This is a genomic window from Bacillus sp. FSL P2-0099, assembly GCF_038007445.1.
GTDB lineage: Bacteria > Bacillota > Bacilli > Bacillales > Bacillaceae_G > Bacillus_A > Bacillus_A mycoides.
Map to the genome: position 1 here is coordinate 3,763,187 of NZ_JBBOXE010000001.1, position 23,337 is coordinate 3,786,523.

General features: G+C 36.2%; 21 protein-coding genes and 1 pseudogene. 5 read left to right on the forward strand and 17 right to left on the reverse strand.

Annotation, left to right across the window (positions count from 1 at the left end; all coding sequences use genetic code 11):
- Positions 1 to 146: 146 nt before the first annotated feature.
- From MKY90_RS19320 to MKY90_RS19340, 5 genes are all read left to right on the forward strand, one after another.
- Entirely contained in the window at positions 147 to 581 is a 435-nt protein-coding gene (locus MKY90_RS19320; RefSeq protein ID WP_098167442.1) for a helix-turn-helix domain-containing protein, read from the forward strand.
- A 12-nt stretch (positions 582 to 593) separates the two neighbouring features.
- On the forward strand, positions 594 to 1,022 hold the full coding sequence (locus MKY90_RS19325) for an ImmA/IrrE family metallo-endopeptidase (protein ID WP_098167441.1): 429 nt from the start codon (positions 594 to 596) through the stop codon (positions 1,020 to 1,022).
- 42 nt (positions 1,023 to 1,064) lie between these two features.
- Positions 1,065 to 2,114, forward strand: a complete 1,050-nt coding sequence (locus MKY90_RS19330) for a hypothetical protein (RefSeq protein WP_341092373.1) — start codon at positions 1,065 to 1,067, stop codon at positions 2,112 to 2,114.
- A 54-nt stretch (positions 2,115 to 2,168) separates the two neighbouring features.
- On the forward strand, positions 2,169 to 3,008 hold the full coding sequence (locus MKY90_RS19335) for a hypothetical protein (protein ID WP_341092375.1): 840 nt from the start codon (positions 2,169 to 2,171) through the stop codon (positions 3,006 to 3,008).
- Positions 3,009 to 3,110: 102 nt separating this feature from the next.
- On the forward strand, positions 3,111 to 4,658 hold the full coding sequence (locus MKY90_RS19340) for a recombinase family protein (protein ID WP_098167438.1): 1,548 nt from the start codon (positions 3,111 to 3,113) through the stop codon (positions 4,656 to 4,658).
- 32 nt (positions 4,659 to 4,690) lie between these two features.
- Here MKY90_RS19340 and dpaB read toward each other — a convergent pair.
- The 17 genes and pseudogenes from dpaB to MKY90_RS19425 all read right to left on the reverse strand — a co-directional run.
- Positions 4,691 to 5,116, reverse strand: a pseudogene (gene dpaB / locus MKY90_RS19345) (dipicolinate synthase subunit B); the annotation flags it as partial.
- Positions 5,113 to 6,015: a dipicolinic acid synthetase subunit A gene (gene dpaA, locus MKY90_RS19350; RefSeq protein WP_002088148.1), complete on the reverse strand. Its 903-nt coding sequence runs from the start codon at positions 6,013 to 6,015 to the stop codon at positions 5,113 to 5,115. The gene dpaA and the pseudogene dpaB, both read right to left, overlap by 4 nt.
- A gap of 172 nt (positions 6,016 to 6,187) precedes the next feature.
- Positions 6,188 to 6,436 (reverse strand): YlmC/YmxH family sporulation protein, encoded by a 249-nt coding sequence (locus MKY90_RS19355; protein ID WP_050000361.1) that lies wholly within the window; start codon positions 6,434 to 6,436, stop codon positions 6,188 to 6,190.
- A 135-nt stretch (positions 6,437 to 6,571) separates the two neighbouring features.
- Entirely contained in the window at positions 6,572 to 7,813 is a 1,242-nt protein-coding gene (locus MKY90_RS19360; RefSeq protein WP_002088150.1) for a M16 family metallopeptidase, read from the reverse strand.
- Positions 7,814 to 7,899: 86 nt separating this feature from the next.
- Complete coding sequence (locus tag MKY90_RS19365; RefSeq protein WP_063219179.1) at positions 7,900 to 8,799, reverse strand: polysaccharide deacetylase family protein; 900 nt, start codon at positions 8,797 to 8,799, stop codon at positions 7,900 to 7,902.
- A 154-nt stretch (positions 8,800 to 8,953) separates the two neighbouring features.
- Entirely contained in the window at positions 8,954 to 11,107 is a 2,154-nt protein-coding gene (pnp, locus tag MKY90_RS19370) for a polyribonucleotide nucleotidyltransferase (protein ID WP_002033682.1), read from the reverse strand.
- Positions 11,108 to 11,268: 161 nt separating this feature from the next.
- Positions 11,269 to 11,538: a 30S ribosomal protein S15 gene (gene rpsO / locus MKY90_RS19375; protein ID WP_001229392.1), complete on the reverse strand. Its 270-nt coding sequence runs from the start codon at positions 11,536 to 11,538 to the stop codon at positions 11,269 to 11,271.
- A 100-nt stretch (positions 11,539 to 11,638) separates the two neighbouring features.
- Positions 11,639 to 12,610, reverse strand: coding sequence for a bifunctional riboflavin kinase/FAD synthetase (ribF, locus tag MKY90_RS19380; protein ID WP_002128800.1), 972 nt, complete (start codon positions 12,608 to 12,610; stop codon positions 11,639 to 11,641).
- Positions 12,611 to 12,653: 43 nt separating this feature from the next.
- Positions 12,654 to 13,577 (reverse strand): tRNA pseudouridine(55) synthase TruB, encoded by a 924-nt coding sequence (truB, locus tag MKY90_RS19385; protein WP_002014562.1) that lies wholly within the window; start codon positions 13,575 to 13,577, stop codon positions 12,654 to 12,656.
- 90 nt (positions 13,578 to 13,667) lie between these two features.
- Positions 13,668 to 14,024 carry a 30S ribosome-binding factor RbfA gene (rbfA, locus tag MKY90_RS19390; RefSeq protein WP_000776437.1) on the reverse strand — a complete coding sequence of 119 codons (357 nt, stop codon included), beginning with the start codon at positions 14,022 to 14,024 and terminating at the stop codon, positions 13,668 to 13,670.
- A gap of 15 nt (positions 14,025 to 14,039) precedes the next feature.
- Positions 14,040 to 14,321, reverse strand: a complete 282-nt coding sequence (locus MKY90_RS19395; RefSeq protein WP_063219178.1) for a DUF503 domain-containing protein — start codon at positions 14,319 to 14,321, stop codon at positions 14,040 to 14,042.
- Positions 14,318 to 16,384 (reverse strand): translation initiation factor IF-2, encoded by a 2,067-nt coding sequence (gene infB / locus MKY90_RS19400; RefSeq protein ID WP_002014558.1) that lies wholly within the window; start codon positions 16,382 to 16,384, stop codon positions 14,318 to 14,320. The genes MKY90_RS19395 and infB overlap by 4 nt, the downstream gene beginning before the upstream one ends.
- A 4-nt stretch (positions 16,385 to 16,388) precedes the next feature.
- The gene (locus tag MKY90_RS19405; protein ID WP_002033679.1) at positions 16,389 to 16,700 is read right to left on the reverse strand and encodes a YlxQ family RNA-binding protein; all 312 of its coding nucleotides are present in this window, start codon (positions 16,698 to 16,700) and stop codon (positions 16,389 to 16,391) included.
- Positions 16,701 to 16,973: an RNase P modulator RnpM gene (gene rnpM / locus MKY90_RS19410; RefSeq protein ID WP_002088161.1), complete on the reverse strand. Its 273-nt coding sequence runs from the start codon at positions 16,971 to 16,973 to the stop codon at positions 16,701 to 16,703.
- 11 nt (positions 16,974 to 16,984) lie between these two features.
- A complete protein-coding gene (gene nusA, locus MKY90_RS19415; protein WP_002014554.1) occupies positions 16,985 to 18,091 on the reverse strand; it encodes a transcription termination factor NusA in 1,107 nt (368 codons plus the stop codon).
- 17 nt (positions 18,092 to 18,108) lie between these two features.
- Positions 18,109 to 18,579: a ribosome maturation factor RimP gene (rimP, locus tag MKY90_RS19420; RefSeq protein ID WP_002088165.1), complete on the reverse strand. Its 471-nt coding sequence runs from the start codon at positions 18,577 to 18,579 to the stop codon at positions 18,109 to 18,111.
- A 333-nt stretch (positions 18,580 to 18,912) separates the two neighbouring features.
- Positions 18,913 to 23,214: a PolC-type DNA polymerase III gene (locus tag MKY90_RS19425; RefSeq protein ID WP_060749551.1), complete on the reverse strand. Its 4,302-nt coding sequence runs from the start codon at positions 23,212 to 23,214 to the stop codon at positions 18,913 to 18,915.
- Positions 23,215 to 23,337 lie beyond the last annotated feature (123 nt).

Sequence of the window (23,337 nt, forward strand, 5' to 3'; positions counted from 1 at the left end):
CCTTGTATAAGTTATTTGTACTTTTATTATAAGTATAAGATTCTTGTACGTAAATGCATTTGTACAATTTTCTTGTACAAAGTTTGATGTTTCATCTATATAATGTACAATATATTTGTACTTTTTATTAACAGGAGGTGCTAAAAATGTTGAAACAAAGATTAAAAGAAACACGTAAAACACGTAAACTCACTCAACAAGAATTAGCCAATAAAGTAAATACAACTAAAGGCACCATTAGTAACTATGAGAATGGTCATAGTACTCCCTCAAACGAAATGCTAAAAGATTTAGCTAATGTTTTAGGAGTAACAACAGATTATTTATTAGGAAGAGAAGATGAATCAAGAGTATCCAATACACTTCCTAACTTAACAAAAAAAGATAGTCGTGATATTGCACGTGACCTAGAAAAAACATTAAAGGATTTAGAAAACAGTGATGAAGCGTTAATGTTTGATGGAGAACCAATAGACGACCATACAAAAGAAATGATTCGTATTTCTCTGGAGAACTCAATGCGCATGGCAAAACAATTAGCAAAACAAAAATTCACTCCAAACAAGTATAAAAAAGATTGAACGGGGCGAGAAATGGAAATTAAAGAATACGCACTCAAAATCGTAGAAAAGCATGAAACAACAAATCCATTTGAAATTGCTAGACGAAAAAATATTATAGTGTTGTTTGAAGACCTTGGGAATACTCTTGGTTTTTACAACACATACAAACGCTTTAAATTCATTCATATTAATAATCAAATCGACGAAACTACTCAACGTTTTGTGTGTGCTCATGAACTTGGACATGCCCTATTACACCCAAAAGCAAATACTCCATTTTTAAGAAATAAAACTCTGTATTCTGTGGATCGGTTAGAGATTGAAGCAAATACATTTGCAGTCGAGCTCTTATTACCTGATGAAATGATTTCTGAATATCAAGATACTAATCTATCCATTCAAGAAGTAGCTGAAATCTATGGAATTCCAGAAAATTTTGCTCGTTTAAAAACCTATTAATATGAATTTAAAATACAACTTTATAAGTTAGGAGTTACATAGATGAAAATATTTTTCTCATTTCTATTCGCAATAGCAATGATAGCCACGTTTATTTTACTAATTACATCATTGGTGTTTCGTTTAAAAAAGAAACCAACCACTAAGAAATACTTTAAGCTTACAGGTATAGCTTTTGTTTTATCTATCATTTCATTAATTGTAGTTAACATGAACATGACACCACAAGAAAAACAAGAAATTCTCGCTAAACAAAAAGCTGAAGAAAAGCTAAAAGCTGAAGAAAAACAAAAAGATAAAGAACAAAAAGAGGCTGATGCAAAGCTAAAGACAGAAGAAAAACAAAAAAATAAAGAACAAAAAGAAGCTGAGGAAAAGCTAAAGGCCGAAGAAAAACAAAAAGCTAAAGAACAAAAAGAAGCTGAGGATAAACTAAAAGCCGAAGAGAAACAAAAAGCTAAAGAACAAAAAGAAGCTGAGGATAAACTAAAAGCCGAAGAGAAACAAAAAGCTAAAGAACAAAAAGAAGCTGAGGAAAAGCTAAAAGCCGAAGAGAAACAAAAAGCTAAAGAACAAAAAGAAGCTGAAGACAAACAAAAAGCTGAAGAGAAGAAATTAGCTGAGGAACAAAAAAAGGCTGAAGAAAAACAAAAAGAATTTACTTCCTATGCCCAAAACATCAGAGGTGGAAATTTTATTAAGGATATGAAACTTAATAATAAAGATGCTGAAATTACATTCCATGATTCATTTGCATCTTATAAATCAGCAAAAGCAGATAGCAACGTTACTGAAGAAGTATATAAACAATATTTTTCAACAGGGGATGCTATTGAAAAAATATTTGTAAGTGAACCTGCTAGATTACTAAGACAATTTCCAGATTTAAATGCTGTAAAAATGACTCTTCCATTTGAAGGGAAAACATACAATATCAATTTGGATAGAAAATCATTAAATTCACACTTAGGCTTTAAAATCGAAGATTTAAAAGTTGAAGACAAGTCTTGGGTCAAGAAATTTAATGATCCATACGTATATGATAAGACAAAACGTAAGGCATTCTTCACGCAATTTGTTGTTGTTCAATAATTCTTTATAAAAATAATTAATATCATAAAACTATTATGAAAGCAGGGATAACAGTTGCTCGTTTGGATTGATAGTTTTTTAAAATCTCCACAAGGATTCGTTGCGCTTGTCAGTGGTTTAGTTGCCCTAACTTATTTTATAGCTACGCGTTTAATTCAAGTATTAGCTACAGATGAAATAAATAAACTTTTTTTAAGCAAGGTTCAACAAGTAAATTTAAAAATATGGCATTTCCTTACAGCTGCAATATACTTTACTATCCTGTTCGCTGGAAGTGGATTAGCATTTAATTATTCATTTAATGAAGTTGATTTTGCCAAGTCAGGGTTTTTCCATAATTTATTATTCTGGTCATTTATACTTTTTTTTATTTCACTTTTAATTGTACTTTTAAGTCCAGCGATTGTGAAGAAGTTCAAAAAATTTACTCGTATAATTATATTGTTAATTATGTTCAACATGATACTAGGATTAGTAATTTACTGCTTTGTATTTAATCAAATAACATATATCAAGGTTGATCTAAATAATCTTTCTATAGTAGTACTCTTACCTTTAGTACTTGTTTCCTTATATTCTTTTATTTTTTCCAAAATTAATGCTCAAAAGTTGCCCATCAAGTATCGTATAAAGCCCATTAGTGAAGACAAACTAAAAATTGAAAAGTTAATCCACGGGCATATAATTGATGAAAAGAGAACTATTTGTTTCCCTAAAGATTCTACAGACAAAGATATATTCTATTTATGCGACTTTTCTGCTGAGATTTATCTAAAATATGAAAAAGAAAAAGAACATGAGGATGAGGATGAGGATGAGGATGAGGATAATAAATTTGCACTCTCCTCAACTAATCAAAAGATAAATCGAAAAATTTATAATAAAAGAACTTAAAAAAACTTATTAAGCTCCTTCCTGGAGCTTTTCTTTTGTTATTAATTTTTTCTACTATTTATCTACTTCCCGTATAATAACTATTAACAAGGAGGTCTAACTATGAAAACCGCAATCTACCTAAGAAAATCCCGCGCGGATCTCGAAGCCGAAGCACGCGGCGAAGGCGAAACATTAGCAAAACACCGCTCTACCCTGCTGAAAATTGCCAAGGAAATGAACTTAAATATTTTAACTGTTCGTGAGGAAATCGTTTCTGGTGAGAGTTTAGTGAAACGACCTGAGATGTTAGCATTGCTTGAAGAAATTGAAGATAACAAATATGATGTTGTTCTTTGTATGGATATGGACCGTTTAGGTCGTGGTGGTATGAAAGAACAAGGAATCATTTTAGAGACGTTTAAACGCTCGAATACGAAGATTATGACGCCTAGGAAGACTTATGACCTTAATGATGAGTGGGATGAAGAATACAGCGAATTTGAAGCATTTATGGCTCGTAAGGAGTTAAAGATTATTACACGACGTATGCAACGAGGTCGTGTCGCCAGTGTAGAGGCCGGGAATTATCTTGGTACACATGCACCATTCGGATATGATATCCATCGCTTAAATAAGCGCGAACGTACTTTAACGATTAATCCAGAAGAAGCTTCAGTTGTAAGAATGATATTTGATTGGTATGCAAATGAGGATATGGGAGCAAATGCAATTAGAAGCAAGTTAAATGATCTTGGCTACAAAAGTAAGCTAGGTAATGAATGGAACCCCTACAGCATCTTGGATATATTAAAAAACAATGTTTATATCGGAAAAGTAACATGGCAAAAGCGAAAAGAAGTAAAACGGCCTGATGCTGTAAAACGTAGCTGTGCAAGACAAGATAAATCAGATTGGATTATTGCTGATGGAAAACATGAGCCCATCATACCCGAAAGCTTATTTGAGCAAGTACAAGAAAAATTAAACTCAAGATATCACATTCCCTACAATACGAACGGAATAAAGAATCCATTGGCTGGTATTATTAAATGCGCTAAATGTGGTTACAGTATGGTACAACGTTATCCAAAGAATCGAAAAGAAACGATGGATTGTAAACACCGTGGCTGTGAAAACAAATCAAGTTATACTGAATTAATTGAGAAGCGTTTACTCGAGGCATTAAAAGAATGGTACATCAATTATAAAGCTGATTTTGAAAAACATAAGCAAGATGACAAATTAAAAGAAACACAAGTTATTCAAATGAATGAAGCTGCATTACGCAAGCTTGAAAAAGAATTAGTGGATGTCCAAAAACAAAAAAATAATTTACATGATTTATTAGAACGCGGCGTTTATACTGTCGATATGTTTTTAGAACGATCGAATGTAATTTCTGATCGCATTACTGAAATTACTTCCACAATGGAAAACTTAAAGAAAGAAATTAAAACAGAAATTAAGAAGGAAAAAGTCAAGAAAGATACAATACCTCAAGTGGAGCATGTTCTTGATCTGTACTTTAAAACAGATGATCCCAAAAAGAAAAACAGCCTCCTAAAGTCAGTTTTAGAAAAGGCTGTTTATAAAAAGGAAAAGTGGCAAAGGCTCGATGATTTCGAACTTGTGCTTTACCCTAAGCTCCCTCAAGATGGCGACATATAAGCGTTTATGCTTTGTCGTCACCTTGTTGGTGTAATTAGATTTACTCCATTAAGCCCTAAAGCATCATTCGTCGAAACAGCCAATACGACAGGCTTCCCATTTCTAAGCGTCGCTTTTGCTGCCATTAATACTGGAGAATCTGTCATTGCATTTGCAAATTTACTCATCGAATTCCCTGTTAGTGGTGCAATCACCATGCAATCTAGTGGAATTTTCGGTCCTAGTGGCTCTGCGCCAACGATTGAATTAATTGCCTTAAAACCGGTTATTTCTTCGATCTTTTTAATCCATTCTTCCCCTTCGCCAAATCTAGTATTTGTTGATTGGACAGTATAAGAAACAACGGGACGTACTTCTGCACCTTCTGCAATTAACTTCTCTAAATGTGGCATAACTTCTTCATACGTACAATGTGACCCTGTAAATCCGAAACCAATTCGTTTTCCCTTCAAACTCATTTCTCATCATCCTCCTTTGCGATTGCATCTGCTATTAATAACTGAGAAAGAACATTCGCTAATATTTGTCCTGCTGTTTTCGGTGCAACAATCCCAGGAAGACCAGGTGCTAATAGTGCCTTTACTCCACGCTTCTCCGCATAGCGAAAGTCCGTGCCACCTGGCTTAGAAGCTAAATCAATAACTAGCGTATGAGCTGGCATTTTTGAAAGAACATTCGCTGTCACAACAAGATGCGGAATTGTATTAATAACAATATCGATATTACCTACTTCTTTCTCTATGTCTTGCATATGAAAAGGAGAAAACATCATTTCTGTAATACGAGCAATATGTTCCGAACGTCTCGCTCCAACTTTGACATGTGCTCCTAATGATTGAAAGGCTCTTGCAACACTCATACCAGTTCTACCAAATCCTAAAACCATTACATTCGATCCATGAATTGTGTAATCAGTATGTTGAATAACCATCATTAGTGTACCTTCTACGGTCGGAATAGAGTTATAGATGGCAACATCATCACGATCAAATAATTTTACAAGTTTGCGATTTGTAGTAGCTACGAGATTTTCCAAGTAAGGTGTACCAATACCTGAATATATAGTGAAGTTTTCTGGCGTCTTTTCAATTTGTTCTTTCGTTATGGAAACTTTCTCATTTGAAAAAATAGTATCTACTTCTCCTCTGGCATTCGTCCCTGCAACCGGCAAAATAATTGCATCTAAAGAAGTGAAATTTAAATCTTGTATACTTTCCTTTGCTGCCCCTGTGAAGCCATGATCTAACTGTTCAAACCCTATTAATGAAAGTTTCGCGTCCAGTTCGACTAGCTTGCGAATTACTTCTAGCTGCCGTGCATCTCCTCCTATGACAGCAATATGCATCTCAGTCAACATTCCCTAATTCACCTTCTTTTTCTTTCATTTATAAGAAAAATGCCTACTTTTTCTTTTTCCTCCACATCATATGTAATGTACGAGTTTGAGGTGATTGAAAAACAAAAAGCACACGTGATTTATCTTCTTTATATAAAGATAAAAAAAAGACAACCAAAATGGTCATCTTTCACTATGATCTTGAATGGTTCGTAAGATCGCAAAGTATCATATCATTTCCAACCTTCTTTATTTTTCTCCATTCTACTCTCACTTCTTGCTGTTCTCTTTTAAAACCTCCCCATTTCCCAGCAGGTATAATAAGCGCTTGTATTTTTCCATCTCTCTCATCAATTTCTAAATCTGCATGACCTAAAACTCCCATTTTTTCTGCTCTTTCTAAATCCACAATCTCTTTGCCACTTAATTCACTTAAACGCATTAAATCTCCCCCTATCCTACTTTTTATGAAGGTTATCCTATAATAAGTACTTATTCTGCATATATAAAAAAAATAACCGTATCTCATATAAAAGAGATACGGTTATTTCCGAAAGCGAATGAATTACAAGATCGATTAAAGTTTCATTCCTTTTGGCAGTTTTCCATCTGGACTAATAAGTGCCGCAGAGAATTCATCGGTAAACATATTGCGAATTAACTCGTCTACATTTTGCTTTGTTACAGTGTTTACACTTTCAATAATCTCATCAAGAGAACGATGTTTACGAAGAAGCAATTCGTTTTTACCATTACGGCTCATACGACTATTCGTACTTTCTAAACTTAACATTAAGTTTCCTTTTAATTGTTCTTTACTGTTAACAAGCTCTTTTTCTGTAATACCTGTATTTTTCAACGTATTTAACGTTTCTTGCATTGTTTCATACAGTGTATCTAATTGTTTACTACCTGTTCCACCGTAAAGTGTTAACATTCCTGTATCTTCATAAGAAGAGTGATAAGAGAATACTGAGTACGCCAATCCACGTTGCTCACGTACTTCTTGGAATAAACGGCTACTCATACTACCGCCTAAAACATTATTTAATACAATTAAGTTATAAATATCTTCGTGTCCCATTTGCAAGCCTTTATATCCTAAACATAAATGAGCTTGTTCTGTTTCCTTCTTACGTGCTACTTTATTGAAATGGAAGATTGGGCTATGTACTTGTTCACGATTTGTTGTCCCTTCGTAACTACCGAAATATTGCTCTACAGTTTGTAAAAATGCTTCATCAATATTCCCTGCAATTGATACAACAACATTTTCAGGTGTGTAATGATCTTTCATATATTGACGTAACGTATCACCTGTAAATGTTTCAAGCGTTTCTTCTGTTCCTAAAATAGGATATCCAAGCGGATGCGTTTCATATGTTGCTTTCGTTAACATATCATGCACAATATCATCTGGCGCATCTTCGTACATTTTTATTTCTTCACATACAACATTCTTCTCTTTTTTCAGTTCTTCCTCATCAAATGTTGAATTAAAGAACATATCTGCTAAAACATCTAATGCATATTTAGCATGCTCATCTAGCACTTTCGCATAGTAACATGTATATTCTTTTGAAGTAAAAGCATTTACTTGTCCACCAATGCTATCAAATGATTCTGCAATCTCTCTTGCACTTCGCGTTTCTGTCCCTTTAAAGAACATATGTTCCAAAAAGTGCGAAACCCCATTATTTTTTTCATTTTCATTTCTTGAACCTGCGTGGATCCATATACCAATTGCAACCGAGCGTACAGTTGGTATATTCTCCATAACAATTCTTACACCATTTTTACACGTATATTTTTTAATCAAAAACTTTCCTCCTAATGCCAGTTTCTCTAAATAATTGCTATTATTTAATGATAACAAGTTTAGAGATGAATGTCATGCAAATGTATTTAATCCACACGTTTTTCATCTAGTAATTCTGTAATATTCCCCACTTTATATCCTTGTTCCTTTAAATTTTTAATCATAGTATCTAGCGCTTCTGTTGTAGATGAAGTAGGATGCATTAGTACAATAGCACCTGGATGTATTTTTCGCATTACTCTCTGCAATAGCACACCCGGTTCTGGCCGCCTCCAATCAATTGTATCTACAGTCCACATAATCGTCCCCATTTGGAAATCATCCGCTATTTTTACTACCTCATCCCGAAAGCTTCCACTTGGCGGAGCAAACCATCTCACTTTCTGATTTGTAGCTGCTTCTATCATTCGATTCGTTTTTTGTAATTGATCTCGTATTTCATCTGTAGACAGCGTTTTCATATTAGGGTGTGTGTAAGAATGATTTCCTACTTCTTGATTTGCATCGACAATCATTTTGGCAAATCGTAAGTTTTCTTTCACCCAGCGTCCTTCTAAAAAGAAAGTCGCCTTCACATCATGTTTTTTCAATATCTCTAATATACGTGGCAAATACTCATTACCCCAGGCCACATTAATTGTTAATCCCACCATCTTTTTATTTGGATGTCCTCGATAAATGGGAGCTGGTGGTAAATCTTCTAAGTGAACACTCGGTGATACTTCCTTAAATTCAAGTTGTTTTTGATCAAACTTCTTGATTTTCTTCATATTATTATAGGACGCTTCTATATCCACTTGTTTTCCATTATACCCAGGCGTCGCCTTCCAAATCTTATCAATCATCGCATTTTGCGGCATAATCTCGTACTGTTTTACATGCTTTTGAATCTCTTCATGCAAGTTATCCTGCGCAAAAACGGAATAAGAGCCACAACCCATATATAAAGAAAATATAAATATGTACGCTAATATACGAGCTTTCATATAAACCCTCCCATTAACTATAAAAAAGAAACCATTTTCTTCTTATCTTTGTTAATTTGAGCGTTATGATGAAAACTATACCTATACTCACATAAAAATCTAAATGAATCACATTTTTTACATAACAAAAAAAGCCAGCTAAACTGGCTTTCACTTATTGTTGCTCTTGTGCGTTTTCTTCTTTAGCTGCTTCTTCTTTAGCTGCTTCTTTTTCTTGCTCTTCTTTTAGCAATACTTTTCTAGATAAGTTTACACGACCTTGTTTGTCAATCTCGATAACTTTAACTGAAATCTCATCACCGATTTTCACAACGTCTTCTACCTTACCTACACGCTCAAGTGCAAGTTCAGAAATGTGAACAAGTCCATCTTTACCGCTAAACAATTCAACGAACGCACCGAATTTTTCAACGCGTTTAACTTTTCCTAAGTAGATTTCGCCTACTTGTACTTCGCGAACGATATCTTCGATAATTTTCTTCGCTTTTTCATTCATCTCTTGATTAATTGATGAAATGAATACTGTACCATCTTGCTCGATGTCAATTTTAACGCCAGTTTCTTCAATGATTTTATTGATCTGTTTACCACTTGGTCCAATAACATCACGAATTTTATCTGGGTTAATTGCCATTGTAATAATCTTCGGAGCATACGCAGATAACTCAATGCGAGGTTCAGCGATAACAGATAACATGTGATTTAGAATGTGCATACGACCAACTTTCGCTTGTTGTAATGCTTCTTCTAAAATCTCACGAGATAAACCATCGATTTTAATGTCCATTTGTAGTGCAGTTACACCTTTTGCAGTACCTGCTACTTTAAAGTCCATATCACCTAAATGGTCTTCCATTCCTTGAATATCTGTTAAAATTGTATAATGCTCACCAGATTTCACTAGACCCATTGCAATACCAGCAACTGGTGCTTTAAGTGGTACACCCGCATCCATCATCGCTAATGTACTACCGCAAATACTCGCTTGTGAAGTAGAACCATTTGACTCTAATACTTCAGATACAAGACGAACTGTATATGGGAAATCCTTTTCAGATGGAAGTACAGGTTCAAGAGCACGTTCTCCTAGTGCTCCGTGACCAATTTCACGACGACCCGGTCCACGCATTGGTCTTGTTTCACCAACACTAAATGAAGGGAAATTATAATGGTGCATAAAGCGTTTTGACTCTTCTACACCTAGACCATCTAAAATTTGCACATCGCCTAATGCACCTAATGTACAAATACTTAATGCTTGCGTTTGTCCACGTGTGAATAGACCAGAACCATGTGTACGAGATAAAATGCCAACCTCTGATGCTAAAGGACGAATTTCGTCACCTTTACGACCATCTGGGCGGATTTTTTCAACTGTAATAAGACGACGTACTTCTTCTTTTACAATTTTATATAAAATCTCACTTACTTGTCCTAATGTATCAGCATCAGCTTCCTCAGCTTCGTAATGCTCAATTACACGCTTTTTCACTACGCTAATTGCATCTTCACGTGCATGTTTTTCGTGCACTTGAATTGCAGAATGCATATCTGTCTCAGCCATTTCACGTACAGCTTGGTTCAAATCAGCATCCACTTCATAAAGTTTCACTGCTGTTTTCTCTTTACCGACAGCTTGTACAATCTCTTCTTGGAATGCAATTAGACGTTTAATTTCATCGTGTCCAAACATAATTGCTTCTAACATTGTTTCTTCAGGTACTTGATCCGCTCCTGCTTCAACCATGTTAATTGCATCTTTCGTACCAGCTACAACAAGGTGCATATCACTTTGTTCTTGCTGTTCTACTGTTGGATTAATAACGAACTCGCCATTAATACGACCAACTGTCGCACCTGCGATTGGACCTTCAAATGGAATATCTGAAATAGATAATGCTAATGAAGAACCAAGCATAGCTGCCATTTCAGAAGAACAGTCTTGATCAACACTCATTACGATGCTGACAACTTGTACTTCATTACGGAAACCATCTGCGAAAAGTGGACGGATTGGACGGTCAATTAAACGACTTGCTAAAATTGCTTTTTCACTTGGACGGCCTTCGCGCTTAATAAAACCGCCTGGGATTTTTCCAACTGCATATAAACGCTCTTCATAGTTTACTGTAAGCGGGAAGAAATCTACATTTTTTGGCTCTTTTGATGCAGTTGCTGTAGATAGAACTGCTGTGTCGCCGTATCTTACTAATACTGCTCCGTTTGCTTGTTTTGCAAGCTGACTTGTTTCAATTGTTAGCTGACGACCAGCTAAATCTATCGAGAAGACTTGCTTTTCCTGACTCATTTAAGTACCCCTCTCAATTTAAAATATTCAATTCTTCTATGTAAATGGATAGTATATCATAATATTCTTTCCTCTAGTATTGCCGAAAATTAAGTAAGCTATAAAGAGTAGAAGATATATTTTTACCTAACAAAAAAGCGGGAATATTCCCGCTTCTTTGACTATCGACGTAAGCCAAGCTTTGTGATTAATTCACGGTAACGTGTGATATCGCTATTACGAAGGTAAGTAAGTAAGTTACGACGTTTACCAACCATCTTTAATAGACCACGACGTGAATGATGATCCTTCTTGTGAGTACGTAAGTGCTCGTTTAGAGTGTTAATTTGCTCCGTTAGGACAGCAATTTGAACCTCTGGAGAACCAGTATCAGTCTCATGAGTTCTAAATTGTGCAATGATTTCATTTTTACGCTCTTGTGTTAAAGCCATCCTATTTCACCTCCTATTAATTAAACCCCCAGTTACCTAGCAAGCATCGGTGAGTCGCAATGCCAAGTAATGGTTGTCATAAAGTACATAACATAGAATACTACTTTTCATTTGAAAAAGCAAGTATATTCTTTACGCTCGCAAAATATTCTTGGGCAACCTTTTTATCTTGAGCGATTTGAGCAACTAACTCATCAATTCCATTAAACTTTTTTTCTTCTCTTATACGCATGTGCCATTCCACTGTAACACTTTGATCGTATATGTCTTTATTAAATTCAAATAAATGCACTTCAATAGATAATTGACGCTCATTCTCTTTGAAAGTTGGTTTATATCCGATATTACATACACCATCATGCCATTCATCATGAACCTTCAATCTTACCGCATATACACCTACAGGTGGCAACAAATATTCATCACTTAAACCTACATTTGCAGTTGGGAAACCAATTTGACGTCCACGCTTATCACCGTGTACAACTGTTCCTTCTACCGTGTAAGCTCTCCCTAAAATAGATGGAATTTGTTCCATTTCACCGTTTCGAATTAACTTTCGTAATGAAGTAGAACTTACTTTTTCTTCTTGATATTCAACTTTTTCGATCACGGTCTGTGTAAACTCCCCTCTTGCATGAAATGGTAAAGTCTCCATCTTCCCTTTTCCTAAACGTCCATATGAATAATCAAAGCCTGCTACTACATGCTTTACATTTAAACCAATAATATACTCATCGACAAACTGCTGTGGTAATAATCCAGCAAATGGCTCATCGAATTTCACCACATATAAGATATCAATTCCTAAACTTGCGATGATTTCTTCTTTAAGGCGCATCGGTGTAATATACTCCACATGCGCTTCTTTTTTTCCTAATACAACAGATGGGTGTGGATGGAACGTCATGACAGCACTTTTACATCCTCTTTCATCCGCTATTTTTTTCGCTGTTCGAATCACACGTTGATGTCCTAAATGAATGCCATCAAAATATCCTAATGCCATTACAGTAGGTGGTAATTCTATTTTATTTTGTTCATGTGGATGAGTTAAATGAATAAGTTTCACGCTTGAATTCACCTTTTTCTGTAATAATCCTTCCAATAATTCATTATAGCTTTAGTTCTTGATTATTCACAAGTACTTTCATTGGCTTTAGCATTCCAGGGTGTTTTGGGTGATGCTCATAAATTGCTAAGCAACGATCATTTTTATCAAATACTGTAATAAATGGTGCTGTTGTTTCTAATTCATTGTTTAAGAACATACCGTTCTTTATTTTTTCAGCTTGCTTTTCATCTACAACCATTTTTGGAAACTTACTTAGCGCCTCATCAATTGAGATGAAAATAGACTCTACTGTTCCATTTTGCACGTTTTCTTCAATTTCTTCAAATGATATGCAATCTTCTAGTAAAAATTCACCAGATGCTGTTCTTACAAGGTGAGACATATGTGATGGAAATCCAAGTTTTTCACCTATCATTACTGCTAGTGTTCTTACATATGTTCCTTTACTACACGTTACACGGAAACGAAATGAAATATTTTCCCCTTCAAAAACTTCACGTTCATCAAGTAATACAAATTCATGAATTGTAATTGTACGAACTGGACGTTCAACTTCTTGTCCTGCCCTTGCATATTCGTATAGTTTTTTTCCGTTAACTTTTACAGCTGAGAACATCGGCGGCATTTGTTCAATTGTCCCTGTTAATTCCGCTAGTACCTCTTCTACTTCTTTACGTGTAATGACACGATTTACATCTTGTTTCTCCACAACTTCACCAGAAGCATCTTCTGTTGTTGTTGAAAATCCTAATGTCACTTCACCTTCGTATGTTTTTGTTTCACTTGTTAAAAATTGCGCAATTTTTGTTGCACGCCCAACGCAAATAGGTAATACTCCTGTTACATCTGGATCCAGTGTCCCTGTATGACCAATTCGTTTCTCACGCAATATCTTTCTTAATTTGAACACACAATCATGTGATGTCATTCCCTTTGGCTTATGTAATAATACTACACCTTCCATATACTCACCTCATCATTATTCTTTTGTAGTAATTGCAATTATGCAAAACTTATTTTACATTGAAAAAATGGATAGACAAATGTCTATCCATTATTCTTCACGTTTACCGTCTTTATTAATTTCATGTAAAAGTGTATCAATTCGATGACCATATCCGATAGACTCATCAAACTCAAAGGTAATTTCTGGTGTTTTACGAAGACGAATACGTTGGCCAATTTCTGAACGAATAAAGCCTTTTGCCTTCGCTAAACCTTTTAATGTATTTTCTTTCTGTTCTTCGTCACCTAAAACAGAAATGTATACTTTAGCAATTTGTAAATCTCCACTCACTTGTACATCTGTTACTGTAACAAATCCAATACGTGGGTCTTTAATTTTACGACTGATAATGTCGCCTAATTCTTTTTTCATTTGCTCGCCCACACGGTTCGCACGTAATTTCATAACTCTTCACCTCATTCAATACCATTCAAAATGTGTTATCGTACGTTCAATTTCAGGAAATGAATCGATATACTCAAGTACACGATTCATTTCTTTTTCACAGACAACACGATTTGAGGATACGGAAACAATTGCAATTTCTGTACGTTGCCATACATCTTGATGCCCAACTTCAGAAACAGCTACATTATAGCGCTGTTTCACACGAGTTAACACACGTTGCAAAATTGCTCGTTTCTCTTTTAAAGAATGCACATCGTAAATCATACACTCGAATGAGAGTGAAGCGATAATCATCGCTTCACTTCTTCCATAACGTATGCTTCAATGATGTCCCCTTCTTTAAGATCATTATATCTCTCAATTGTAATACCACACTCATAGTTTTGTGCAACTTCTTTTACGTCGTCTTTGAAACGTTTTAACGTATCAAGTTTTCCTTCGAAGACTACTACGCCATCACGGATAATACGAACGCCACTATCACGTGTAATTTTACCGTCTATTACGTAACAACCTGCGATTGTTCCAACTTTTGTTACTTTGAATGTTTGACGAACTTCCGCTTGACCGATTACTTTTTCTTCGAATTCTGGATCCAGCATACCTTGCATTGCTGATTCAATTTCTTCGATTACTTTATAGATAATACGGTGTAAACGAACATCAACTTTCTCTAATTCAGCTGTACGCTTCGCATTCACATCAGGGCGTACGTTAAATCCAATTACAATTGCATTAGATGCAGAAGCTAAAATAATATCAGATTCTGTAATCGCACCTACGCCTGTATGGATAATTTTTACTTTTACGCCTTCAACATCAATTTTACGAAGTGATGCTGCCATTGCTTCTACAGAACCTTGTACGTCTGCTTTCACAATTAAGTTAATTTCTTTTACATCGCCCTCTTGGATTTGTTGGAATAAATCTTCCAGGCTGAATTTAGATTTCTCACCACGTTGTGCAACTAACGCTTCTTGTGCACGTGATTCACCAATTTGACGAGCTTTCTTCTCATCAGCGAATGCCATGAAACGATCTCCCGCTTGTGGCACTTCATTTAAACCTGTAATTTCAACAGGAGTTGATGGACCAGCAACTTTTACACGACGACCAATATCACTTACCATTGCACGAACACGACCGAATGATGTTCCAACAACAATTGGATCTCCAACTCGAAGTGTACCGTTTTGAACAAGTAATGTCGCGATAGTTCCTTTACCTTTATCAAGCTGTGCTTCAATTACAGTACCAGCTGCATAGCGATTTGGATTTGCTTTATATTCTTCTACTTCACTCACAAGAAGGATCATTTCTAGTAAGTTGTCAATTCCCTCGCCTTGAATTGCAGAAATTGGTACGAAAATCGTGTCTCCGCCCCAAGCTTCTGGAACTAATTCATATTCTGTTAATTCTTGCATTACACGATCAGGATTTGCCGCTGGTTTATCCATTTTATTCACAGCAACAATAATTGGTACTCCAGCTGCTTTCGCATGGCTAATCGCTTCAACTGTTTGTGGCATAACACCGTCATCAGCTGCAACAACAAGAATTGTAATATCTGTTACTTGTGCACCACGAGCACGCATTGTTGTAAATGCCGCGTGACCTGGTGTATCTAAGAACGTAATTTTCTTATCATTTACATCAACTTGGTATGCACCGATATGCTGAGTAATTCCACCAGCTTCGCCAGCAGTTACTTTTGAATTACGGATAGAGTCAAGCAATGTTGTTTTACCATGGTCAACGTGTCCCATAATTGTAACAACAGCTGGACGTTCTTTTAAGTTTTCTTCATCATCTTGCTCATCGATGAATGTTTCAAATTCAGTTTCACTTACAACTACTTCTTCTTCTACTTCAATACCGTAATCAGTAGCAATTAACTCAATTGTATCTTTATCTAAGTCTTGGTTAATTGTCGCCATAATTCCTAGCATGAAGAGCTTTTTAATAATTTCAGATGGCTCTTTGCTTAACTTTTTAGCAAGGTCACCTACTGTAAGGCTTCCAGAGAAAGTGATTTTATCTGGTGTTTCTACTATTGGTGTTTGTTGTCTTCCAGCAAAGTTATCTTGACGTTTATCTTCATTTGCTTTGCCTTTTTTCTTATTCTTATTGCTGTTCTTTTTACTGCGAACAACTTTCTCTTCTACTTCAAACTCATCTGCAACAGAAGGTTTTTCCGCTCCAGCGCTATATTGATTATCTAATTTGTTTACTACTTCATCTTCTAACATTGTCATATGATTCGAAACCTCGATATTCATCTCTTTTAGTTTTGTCATAAGATCTTTACTTGAGATATTATTTTTTTTTGCATATTCATGTACTCGAATTTTACTCATACCTTCACCCCCGGTAATTTGTATCGAGCATGCTACGTAGCTTTTTCGCAAAGCCTTCATCTAAAACAGCTACAACGACTCGCTCGTCTCTCCCAATCGCATGCCCTAATTGTTGTCGATTTTCGACTTTTCTCATTGGTATGTTGTAGTACGTGGTTTTATCAATGATACGTTTTGTAGTGTTCGCTGACGCATCTTCAGAAAGCAATACTAGCTTTGCTTTGCCACTTCGTACTTCTTTTAAAACGAGTTCTTCACCCGAAATAAGTTTTCGAGCGCGGTTTGCTAGTCCTAAAAATGATTTCCAATCAGACACTTATTTCGACTCCTTCTCAACAAGCTCAAGAAGCTCTTCGTACAGAGAACTGTCGATTTTCGCTTTTAGATGATGTTCCAAAATGTTTTTCTTTTGGGCTTGAATAATGCTTTCTTTATCTTTTGATAAATATGCACCTCGTCCTGATTTTTTTCCTGATAAATCAATAGACACTTCGCCCTCTTTGGAACGAACAATGCGAACTAGCTCTCGTTTTGATTTCATCTCTTGCGTCGCAATACATTTTCGTAACGGAACTTTTCGATTGCTCATACTCATCACCTCTATTCGATTTCGTCTTCAGCTGAATCGAATCCGAATGCGATTACGCTATCTTCTTCTGTCACAATACCAAGTTGTTTCGCATCAGACTCACTTTTAATATCAATTTTCCAGCCTGTTAATTTAGCTGCAAGACGCGCATTTTGTCCACGCTTACCAATCGCTAATGAAAGCTGGTGGTCTGGAACAACAACAGTTGTTGCTTTCTCTGCTTCATCTACAAGTACTTTAACAACCTGTGATGGACTTAAAGCATTTGCAACATATTCAACTGGGTCATTCGACCAGCGAACGATGTCAATCTTTTCACCTTTTAGTTCATCTACAACGCGTTGTACACGTTGTCCTTTCGGTCCTACACAAGAACCTACTGGATCAACATCGATATTCTCTGCATATACAGAAATTTTAGAACGGTCGCCTGCTTCACGTGCTACAGAGCGAATTTCTACAGTTCCATCATAAATTTCTGGAACTTCCATTTCGAATAAACGTTTTAAAAGACCAGGATGTGTACGTGATACGTAAATTTGTGGTCCTTTTGTTGTCTTTTCTACTTTTGTAATAAATACGCGAATACGATCATGTGGTTTATATTGCTCATTTGGCATTTGCTCACTTACAGGTAATAAAGCTTCTACTTTACCTAAGCTTACATAGATGAAACGAGCATCTTGGCGCTGTACAATACCAACCATAATGTCTTCTTCACGATCACTAAATTCTGAATAAATTACACCACGTTCCGCCTCACGAACTCGTTGTGTTACAACTTGTTTTGCAGTTTGCGCTGCAATACGACCAAAATCTTTTGGCGTTACTTCAATTTCTAGTACGTCACCATCTTGGTAGTTTGGATTAATTTGTCTTGCCTCTTCTACAGAGATTTCAAGACGTGGATCAAACACATTATCTACAACGTCCTTACGTGCTAAAACTTGAATTGTTCCCACTTCTGGGTTAAAGCTCACACGAACGTTTTGTGCTTGGTTAAAATTGCGTTTATAAGCAGAGATTAATGCTGCTTCAATCGCATCAATAATAATATCTTTGCTAATACCTTTTTCTGACTCTAATACGAGCAAAGCATCTAACAACTCAGTGCTCATGAAGATCCCCCTTCTTACTAAAACGTAACAGCAAGTCGCGCATTTGCAACTTTATCCATTGGAATTTGGATTTCTTTTTTACGTGTTTTAATTGTTAATAGTAGTGTAATTGTATTACCGTCGTAGGAAAGTAGCTTTCCTTCAAACATCTTCTCACCATCAATCGGCTTATATGTTTTAATTGCCACTTGTTTTCCTACCGCTTGCTGGAAGTCTTTCTCTTTCTTCAATGGACGTTCCGCTCCAGGAGATGATACATCCAAAAAGTAAAGATGAGGAATTGGATCCTCTTTATCTAAAGCTTCGCTTAAACGTTCACTTACCGCACCGCATTCTTCAATTTCGACTCCCTTTTCAGAATCGATGAATACGCGTAAGAACCAGTCTTGTCCTTCTTGCACATACTCTACATCTACAAGTTCAAGATTTAACTCTTCAACGATTGGCTGCGCAAATGCTTCTACAATTTCTGTGACTTTCTTATCCATAAACAGCCTCCTTCCTGCCGCCATGTACCATTTACAAGAAAAGATCCCGTTCATAAAGACGGTCTATCTTATTCTTTCTCGTTAGCTAACAAAAGCCCCTGCCGTTAAGCAGGGAATATCTGTCTTAGTATTACCAAATTTAAGAAGTAAAACTTGTAACAAAATATGTATATACGACAGAAATATCTTTACTATCTACATAAGCAAAATGTAGATAGTAACACGAAAGAGTGGGTTTCCCCACTCTCTTTTTCACAAAATATACATGACATGGTTATCTCGGTTTATAGTATACCATAGCAAATGTTGATTTGCAAAGATTTTTCCTACCTATTAGAACAGTGACAATTGGTTTTGATCCGGTAAATCTCCTAGACAACCTTGACCATCTAAATACTCAATAATCGTTTTAGAAACCTTACTGCGCTGCTGTAAGTCTTCTTTTGATAAGAAATCACCATTTTTACGAGCTTCAACAATACTGAAAGCTGCGTTTGTACCAAGACCGGGAACTGCATTAAATGGAGGAATTAAAGTATCCCCATCAATTATAAATTCGGTTGCATGCGAGCGGTATAAATCAACCTTTTGGAATGAATAACCACGCTCACACATTTCAAGTGTCATTTCTAGTACCGTTAATAAACTCTTCTCTTTCGGTGCTGCATCCAATCCTTTTTGTGCAATTTCATCAATTTTTACACGTATGGATGCTGAACCTTTCGCCATCGCCTCTACATCAAAGTCATCTGCACGAACTGTAAAATATGCCGCATAGAATAAAAGTGCGAAATGTACTTTAAAGTATGCAATACGTACAGCCATAAGTACATAAGCAGCCGCATGGGCTTTAGGGAACATGTACTTAATCTTCTTACATGAATCAATATACCAACCTGGTACATTGTTATTTCTCATTTCCTCTTCCCATTCTTCTGGTACACCTTTACCTTTACGCACCGACTCCATGATTTTGAAGGCTAATGATGGATCCAAGCCTTGATAAATTAAATATACCATGATGTCATCACGACAACCGATAACTTCACTCAGTGTACACGTACCGTTATAAATTAATTCATTCGCATTACCTAACCATACATCTGTACCATGGGACAGTCCAGAAATTTGGACAAGCTCTGAAAACGTCGTTGGTTTCGTTTCTTCTAACATTTGTCTTACGAATTTCGTACCAAACTCTGGTATACCAAGTGTACCTGTTTTACAGTTAATTTGTTCTTCCGTTACCCCTAAAGACTCTGGACCAGAGAAAATTTTCATTACTTCTGGATCATCCGTTGGGATTGTTTTCGGGTCAATACCACTTAAATCTTGAAGCATACGAATAACAGTCGGATCATCGTGTCCTAATATATCAAGTTTCAATAAATTATCATGAATTGAGTGGAAGTCAAAGTGCGTTGTTCTCCACTCAGCACCTATTGAATCAGCCGGAAACTGAATTGGTGAAAAGTCAAAAATATCCATGTAATCTGGTACAACGATAATACCACCTGGATGCTGTCCGGTCGTACGCTTTACACCTGTACATCCCGCAACTAAGCGATCAATCTCTGCATTTCGAATTGTTAAGTTATGATCATTAGCATAACCTTTCACATACCCATAAGCGGTTTTTTCCGCAACCGTACCAATTGTTCCTGCGCGGTATACATAATCTTCACCGAACAGTAATTTCGTATAGTTATGGGCGCGTGGTTGGTATTCTCCGGAGAAATTCAAATCGATATCCGGTACCTTATCCCCTTTAAATCCAAGGAACGTTTCGAAAGGAATGTCATGCCCATCTTTCACATATGGAACATTACATGTTGGGCATTCTTTATCTGGTAAATCAAAACCAGAACCTACAGAACCGTCATTAAAGAACTCTGATTGTTTACACTTTGGACATACATAGTGCGGTGGTAATGGGTTTACTTCTGTAATTTCCATCATCGTTGCAACAAATGATGAACCTACCGATCCACGCGAACCTACTAGATAACCGTCCACTAACGATTTTTTCACAAGCTTATGTGAAATTAAATAAATAACGGCGAATCCATGTCCAATAATACTTTTCAATTCTTTTTCCAAACGAGCTTCTACAATTTCCGGTAGTTCATCTCCATAGATACTTCTTGCCATTATATAGCTCATATCACGTGTTTCATCATCAGCACCTTCAATTTTCGGTGTGTATAAATCATCTTTTACTGGACGAACATCACCAATTAATGATGCGATCTTGTGTGTATTTGTCACAACAATTTCTTTTGCTTTGTCTTCACCTAAGAATGAAAAACAATCTAGCATTTCATTTGTTGTACGGAAATGTACAGGCGGTAATGAATGGCGATTTAACGGATTAGCTCCTCCCTGCGAACTGACTAAAATTTTCCGATATATCGCGTCCTCTGGATCTAAATAATGGACATTCCCAGTAGCAACAACTGGCTTATCTAACGTCTCACCTAGTTTTACTAAGTTAGAAATTATTGTTTTTAACTGTCCTTCATCTCGAACGAGTTCACGTTCCACTAAATGACGTAACACTTCTGGAGGCATAACCTCAATGTAATCGTAAAACTGTGCAATTTCTTCTACTTCTTCAGGCGCTTTTTGCATCATAGCTTCAAATACTTCACCTTTGTCACAAGCTGTTCCTACTAAAATGCCTTCGCGATATTTTTTTAATAGTGATCGTGGTACACGTGGTACACGATAAAAGTAATTCAGGTGAGAATATGAAACAAGTTTATATAAGTTTTTCAACCCAACATCTGATGTGGCAAGTAACGTCATATGACTTGGACGCCCACGTTTATACGCATCCCCTTGTCCCATACTATCGTTTAGTTGATCGTGATATTCAAATCCCTTTTCAATCACATCTTTTAACATCTTCACAAGTAAATATCCTGTTGCTTCTGTATCATAAATCGCACGGTGATGTTGCGTTAATTCAATATCAAGCTTTTTACACATCGTATTTAATCGATGATTTTTCATTTCTGGGAATAAGAACCGTGCAAGTTCTAACGTATCAATAACTGGATTTTTCGTTTTTTCTATCCCAGCCTTTTTAAAACCTACGTTAATAAAGCCCATATCGAAGCTTGCGTTATGAGCAACAAGTGTATGGTCACCCATCCATTCCTCAAACTTTTTAAACACTTCGTCCACTTCTGGTGCATCAGTTAACATATCATCTGTAATACCTGTTAATTCAATAATCGTCGCCGATAATGGCTGATGAGGATTTGCGAAAGATTCAAAGCGATCAATAATTTCTCCACCTTTTATCTTTACAGCAGCTAACTCAATGACTGTATCATATACAGCAGATAACCCTGTTGTCTCAACGTCAAAGACAACATATGTTTCTTCTGCAAGTAGACGATGTGCTTCGTTATATGCTATCGGCACACCATCATTAACTAAATTTGCTTCTACACCATATAGAACTTTAACTCCAGCCTTTTTACCAGCAGAATATGCTTCTGGGAACGACTGTGCAACAGCATGGTCTGTAACTGCAATAGCCTCATGCCCCCATTTTCCGGCTTGGGCAACGAGCTTAGAAACAGAAGTAACAGCATCCATTTGACTCATTGGAGTATGAAGATGAAGTTCTACTCTTTTTTCCCCTTCTTTTGCTTTATCTTTACGAGAAGGTCCCGTTATTTCATTTATATCATTTGCGATCATAACTAAATCACGCACGAATGTATCATTTTGAACTGAACCACGCGCTTTTACCCAAGTTCCTTTTTTCAAGGATTGTAACATCGGGATATCTTCTTTATCACGTGAGAACATCTTAATCATAATAGAGTCCGTATAGTCAGTTATCTTTAAAGTTAATAATGTACGTCCACTACGAAGTTCTTTCGTCTCTACATGGAAAACATACCCTTGAACGGTTTTTCTTCTTTCTTCATCTTGAATTTCACGCAGCGGCGTAATCTCTTCATCTGGCTTAATAAGATAACCAAGTACAACTGGTCCTTCGTGAACAACATCACTTTCTTCAGCTTGCCTTTTAGCCATCTCTTCCATAGCCTGTATAACTCGTTGACGATCTTCTTCCTGTGTTTGCTCACGAAACTTTTGCATTTCTTCTGCATTTTGCTTTATATGTGTGTCTAACTGAAAACGCGGGAATCCAAAAGCTTCGTATTGATCACCTACTGGTTTCGCAACGTTTTTCTTTAAAGTAGTAGATTCCAGCTCATTATTCACATTTAATAGCAACTTCACGCCATTGACCTGCGGAAGTTGCTTCTTTAAGTACGCGAACATAGGTGAAAATGTAATTCGTTCTGTACAAAGCGGCCAATATGCCTTCACTTCTTCTTCTGTAAATTGTTTATTCTCTGCTTCTAATGCAAATGTTGTTCTTGCAATATGAGAAAATGATTGCTTAAGCTTTGTTTCTAGCAACTCATATAATTCTGTCGGCAAAATACGTGGCACTTGTAAGTCAAAATGCCAACTTTTATTCGCTTTATCAATAACTAGCTTTTCAATACCACCGCCATGTAAATATTGATTTATAAGGTCTTCTGGTATTTGCAACTGTTGGAGCAAAATTTGAAATCGCTCTTGTTGTTCATTTGTTAATGACATAAGCACTCTCCTTCCATTTGCTATTATAAATTGAAACGTACTACAAAGAAAGATTTCTTCCTTCTTCTTTTACAAAATACGTTTACAAAGAAAGAGAAGGTACCTCATTACGAGGTACCTCTT

Coding starts and splice junctions, on each gene's coding strand:
- MKY90_RS19320 (WP_098167442.1), top strand. CDS start 147: ATGTTGAAACAAAGATTAAAAGAAACACGTAAAACACGTAAACTCACT.
- MKY90_RS19325 (WP_098167441.1), top strand. CDS start 594: ATGGAAATTAAAGAATACGCACTCAAAATCGTAGAAAAGCATGAAACA.
- MKY90_RS19330 (WP_341092373.1), top strand. CDS start 1,065: ATGAAAATATTTTTCTCATTTCTATTCGCAATAGCAATGATAGCCACG.
- MKY90_RS19340 (WP_098167438.1), top strand. CDS start 3,111: ATGAAAACCGCAATCTACCTAAGAAAATCCCGCGCGGATCTCGAAGCC.
- dpaA (WP_002088148.1), bottom strand. CDS start 6,015: ATGTTGACTGAGATGCATATTGCTGTCATAGGAGGAGATGCACGGCAG.
- MKY90_RS19355 (WP_050000361.1), bottom strand. CDS start 6,436: ATGCGTTTAAGTGAATTAAGTGGCAAAGAGATTGTGGATTTAGAAAGA.
- MKY90_RS19365 (WP_063219179.1), bottom strand. CDS start 8,799: ATGAAAGCTCGTATATTAGCGTACATATTTATATTTTCTTTATATATG.
- pnp (WP_002033682.1), bottom strand. CDS start 11,107: ATGAGTCAGGAAAAGCAAGTCTTCTCGATAGATTTAGCTGGTCGTCAG.
- rpsO (WP_001229392.1), bottom strand. CDS start 11,538: ATGGCTTTAACACAAGAGCGTAAAAATGAAATCATTGCACAATTTAGA.
- truB (WP_002014562.1), bottom strand. CDS start 13,577: ATGGAAGGTGTAGTATTATTACATAAGCCAAAGGGAATGACATCACAT.
- rbfA (WP_000776437.1), bottom strand. CDS start 14,024: ATGAAATTACGTGCGAACCGTGTGGGCGAGCAAATGAAAAAAGAATTA.
- MKY90_RS19395 (WP_063219178.1), bottom strand. CDS start 14,321: ATGATTATCGCTTCACTCTCATTCGAGTGTATGATTTACGATGTGCAT.
- infB (WP_002014558.1), bottom strand. CDS start 16,384: ATGAGTAAAATTCGAGTACATGAATATGCAAAAAAAAATAATATCTCA.
- rnpM (WP_002088161.1), bottom strand. CDS start 16,973: ATGAGCAATCGAAAAGTTCCGTTACGAAAATGTATTGCGACGCAAGAG.
- nusA (WP_002014554.1), bottom strand. CDS start 18,091: ATGAGCACTGAGTTGTTAGATGCTTTGCTCGTATTAGAGTCAGAAAAA.
- rimP (WP_002088165.1), bottom strand. CDS start 18,579: ATGGATAAGAAAGTCACAGAAATTGTAGAAGCATTTGCGCAGCCAATC.
- MKY90_RS19425 (WP_060749551.1), bottom strand. CDS start 23,214: ATGTCATTAACAAATGAACAACAAGAGCGATTTCAAATTTTGCTCCAA.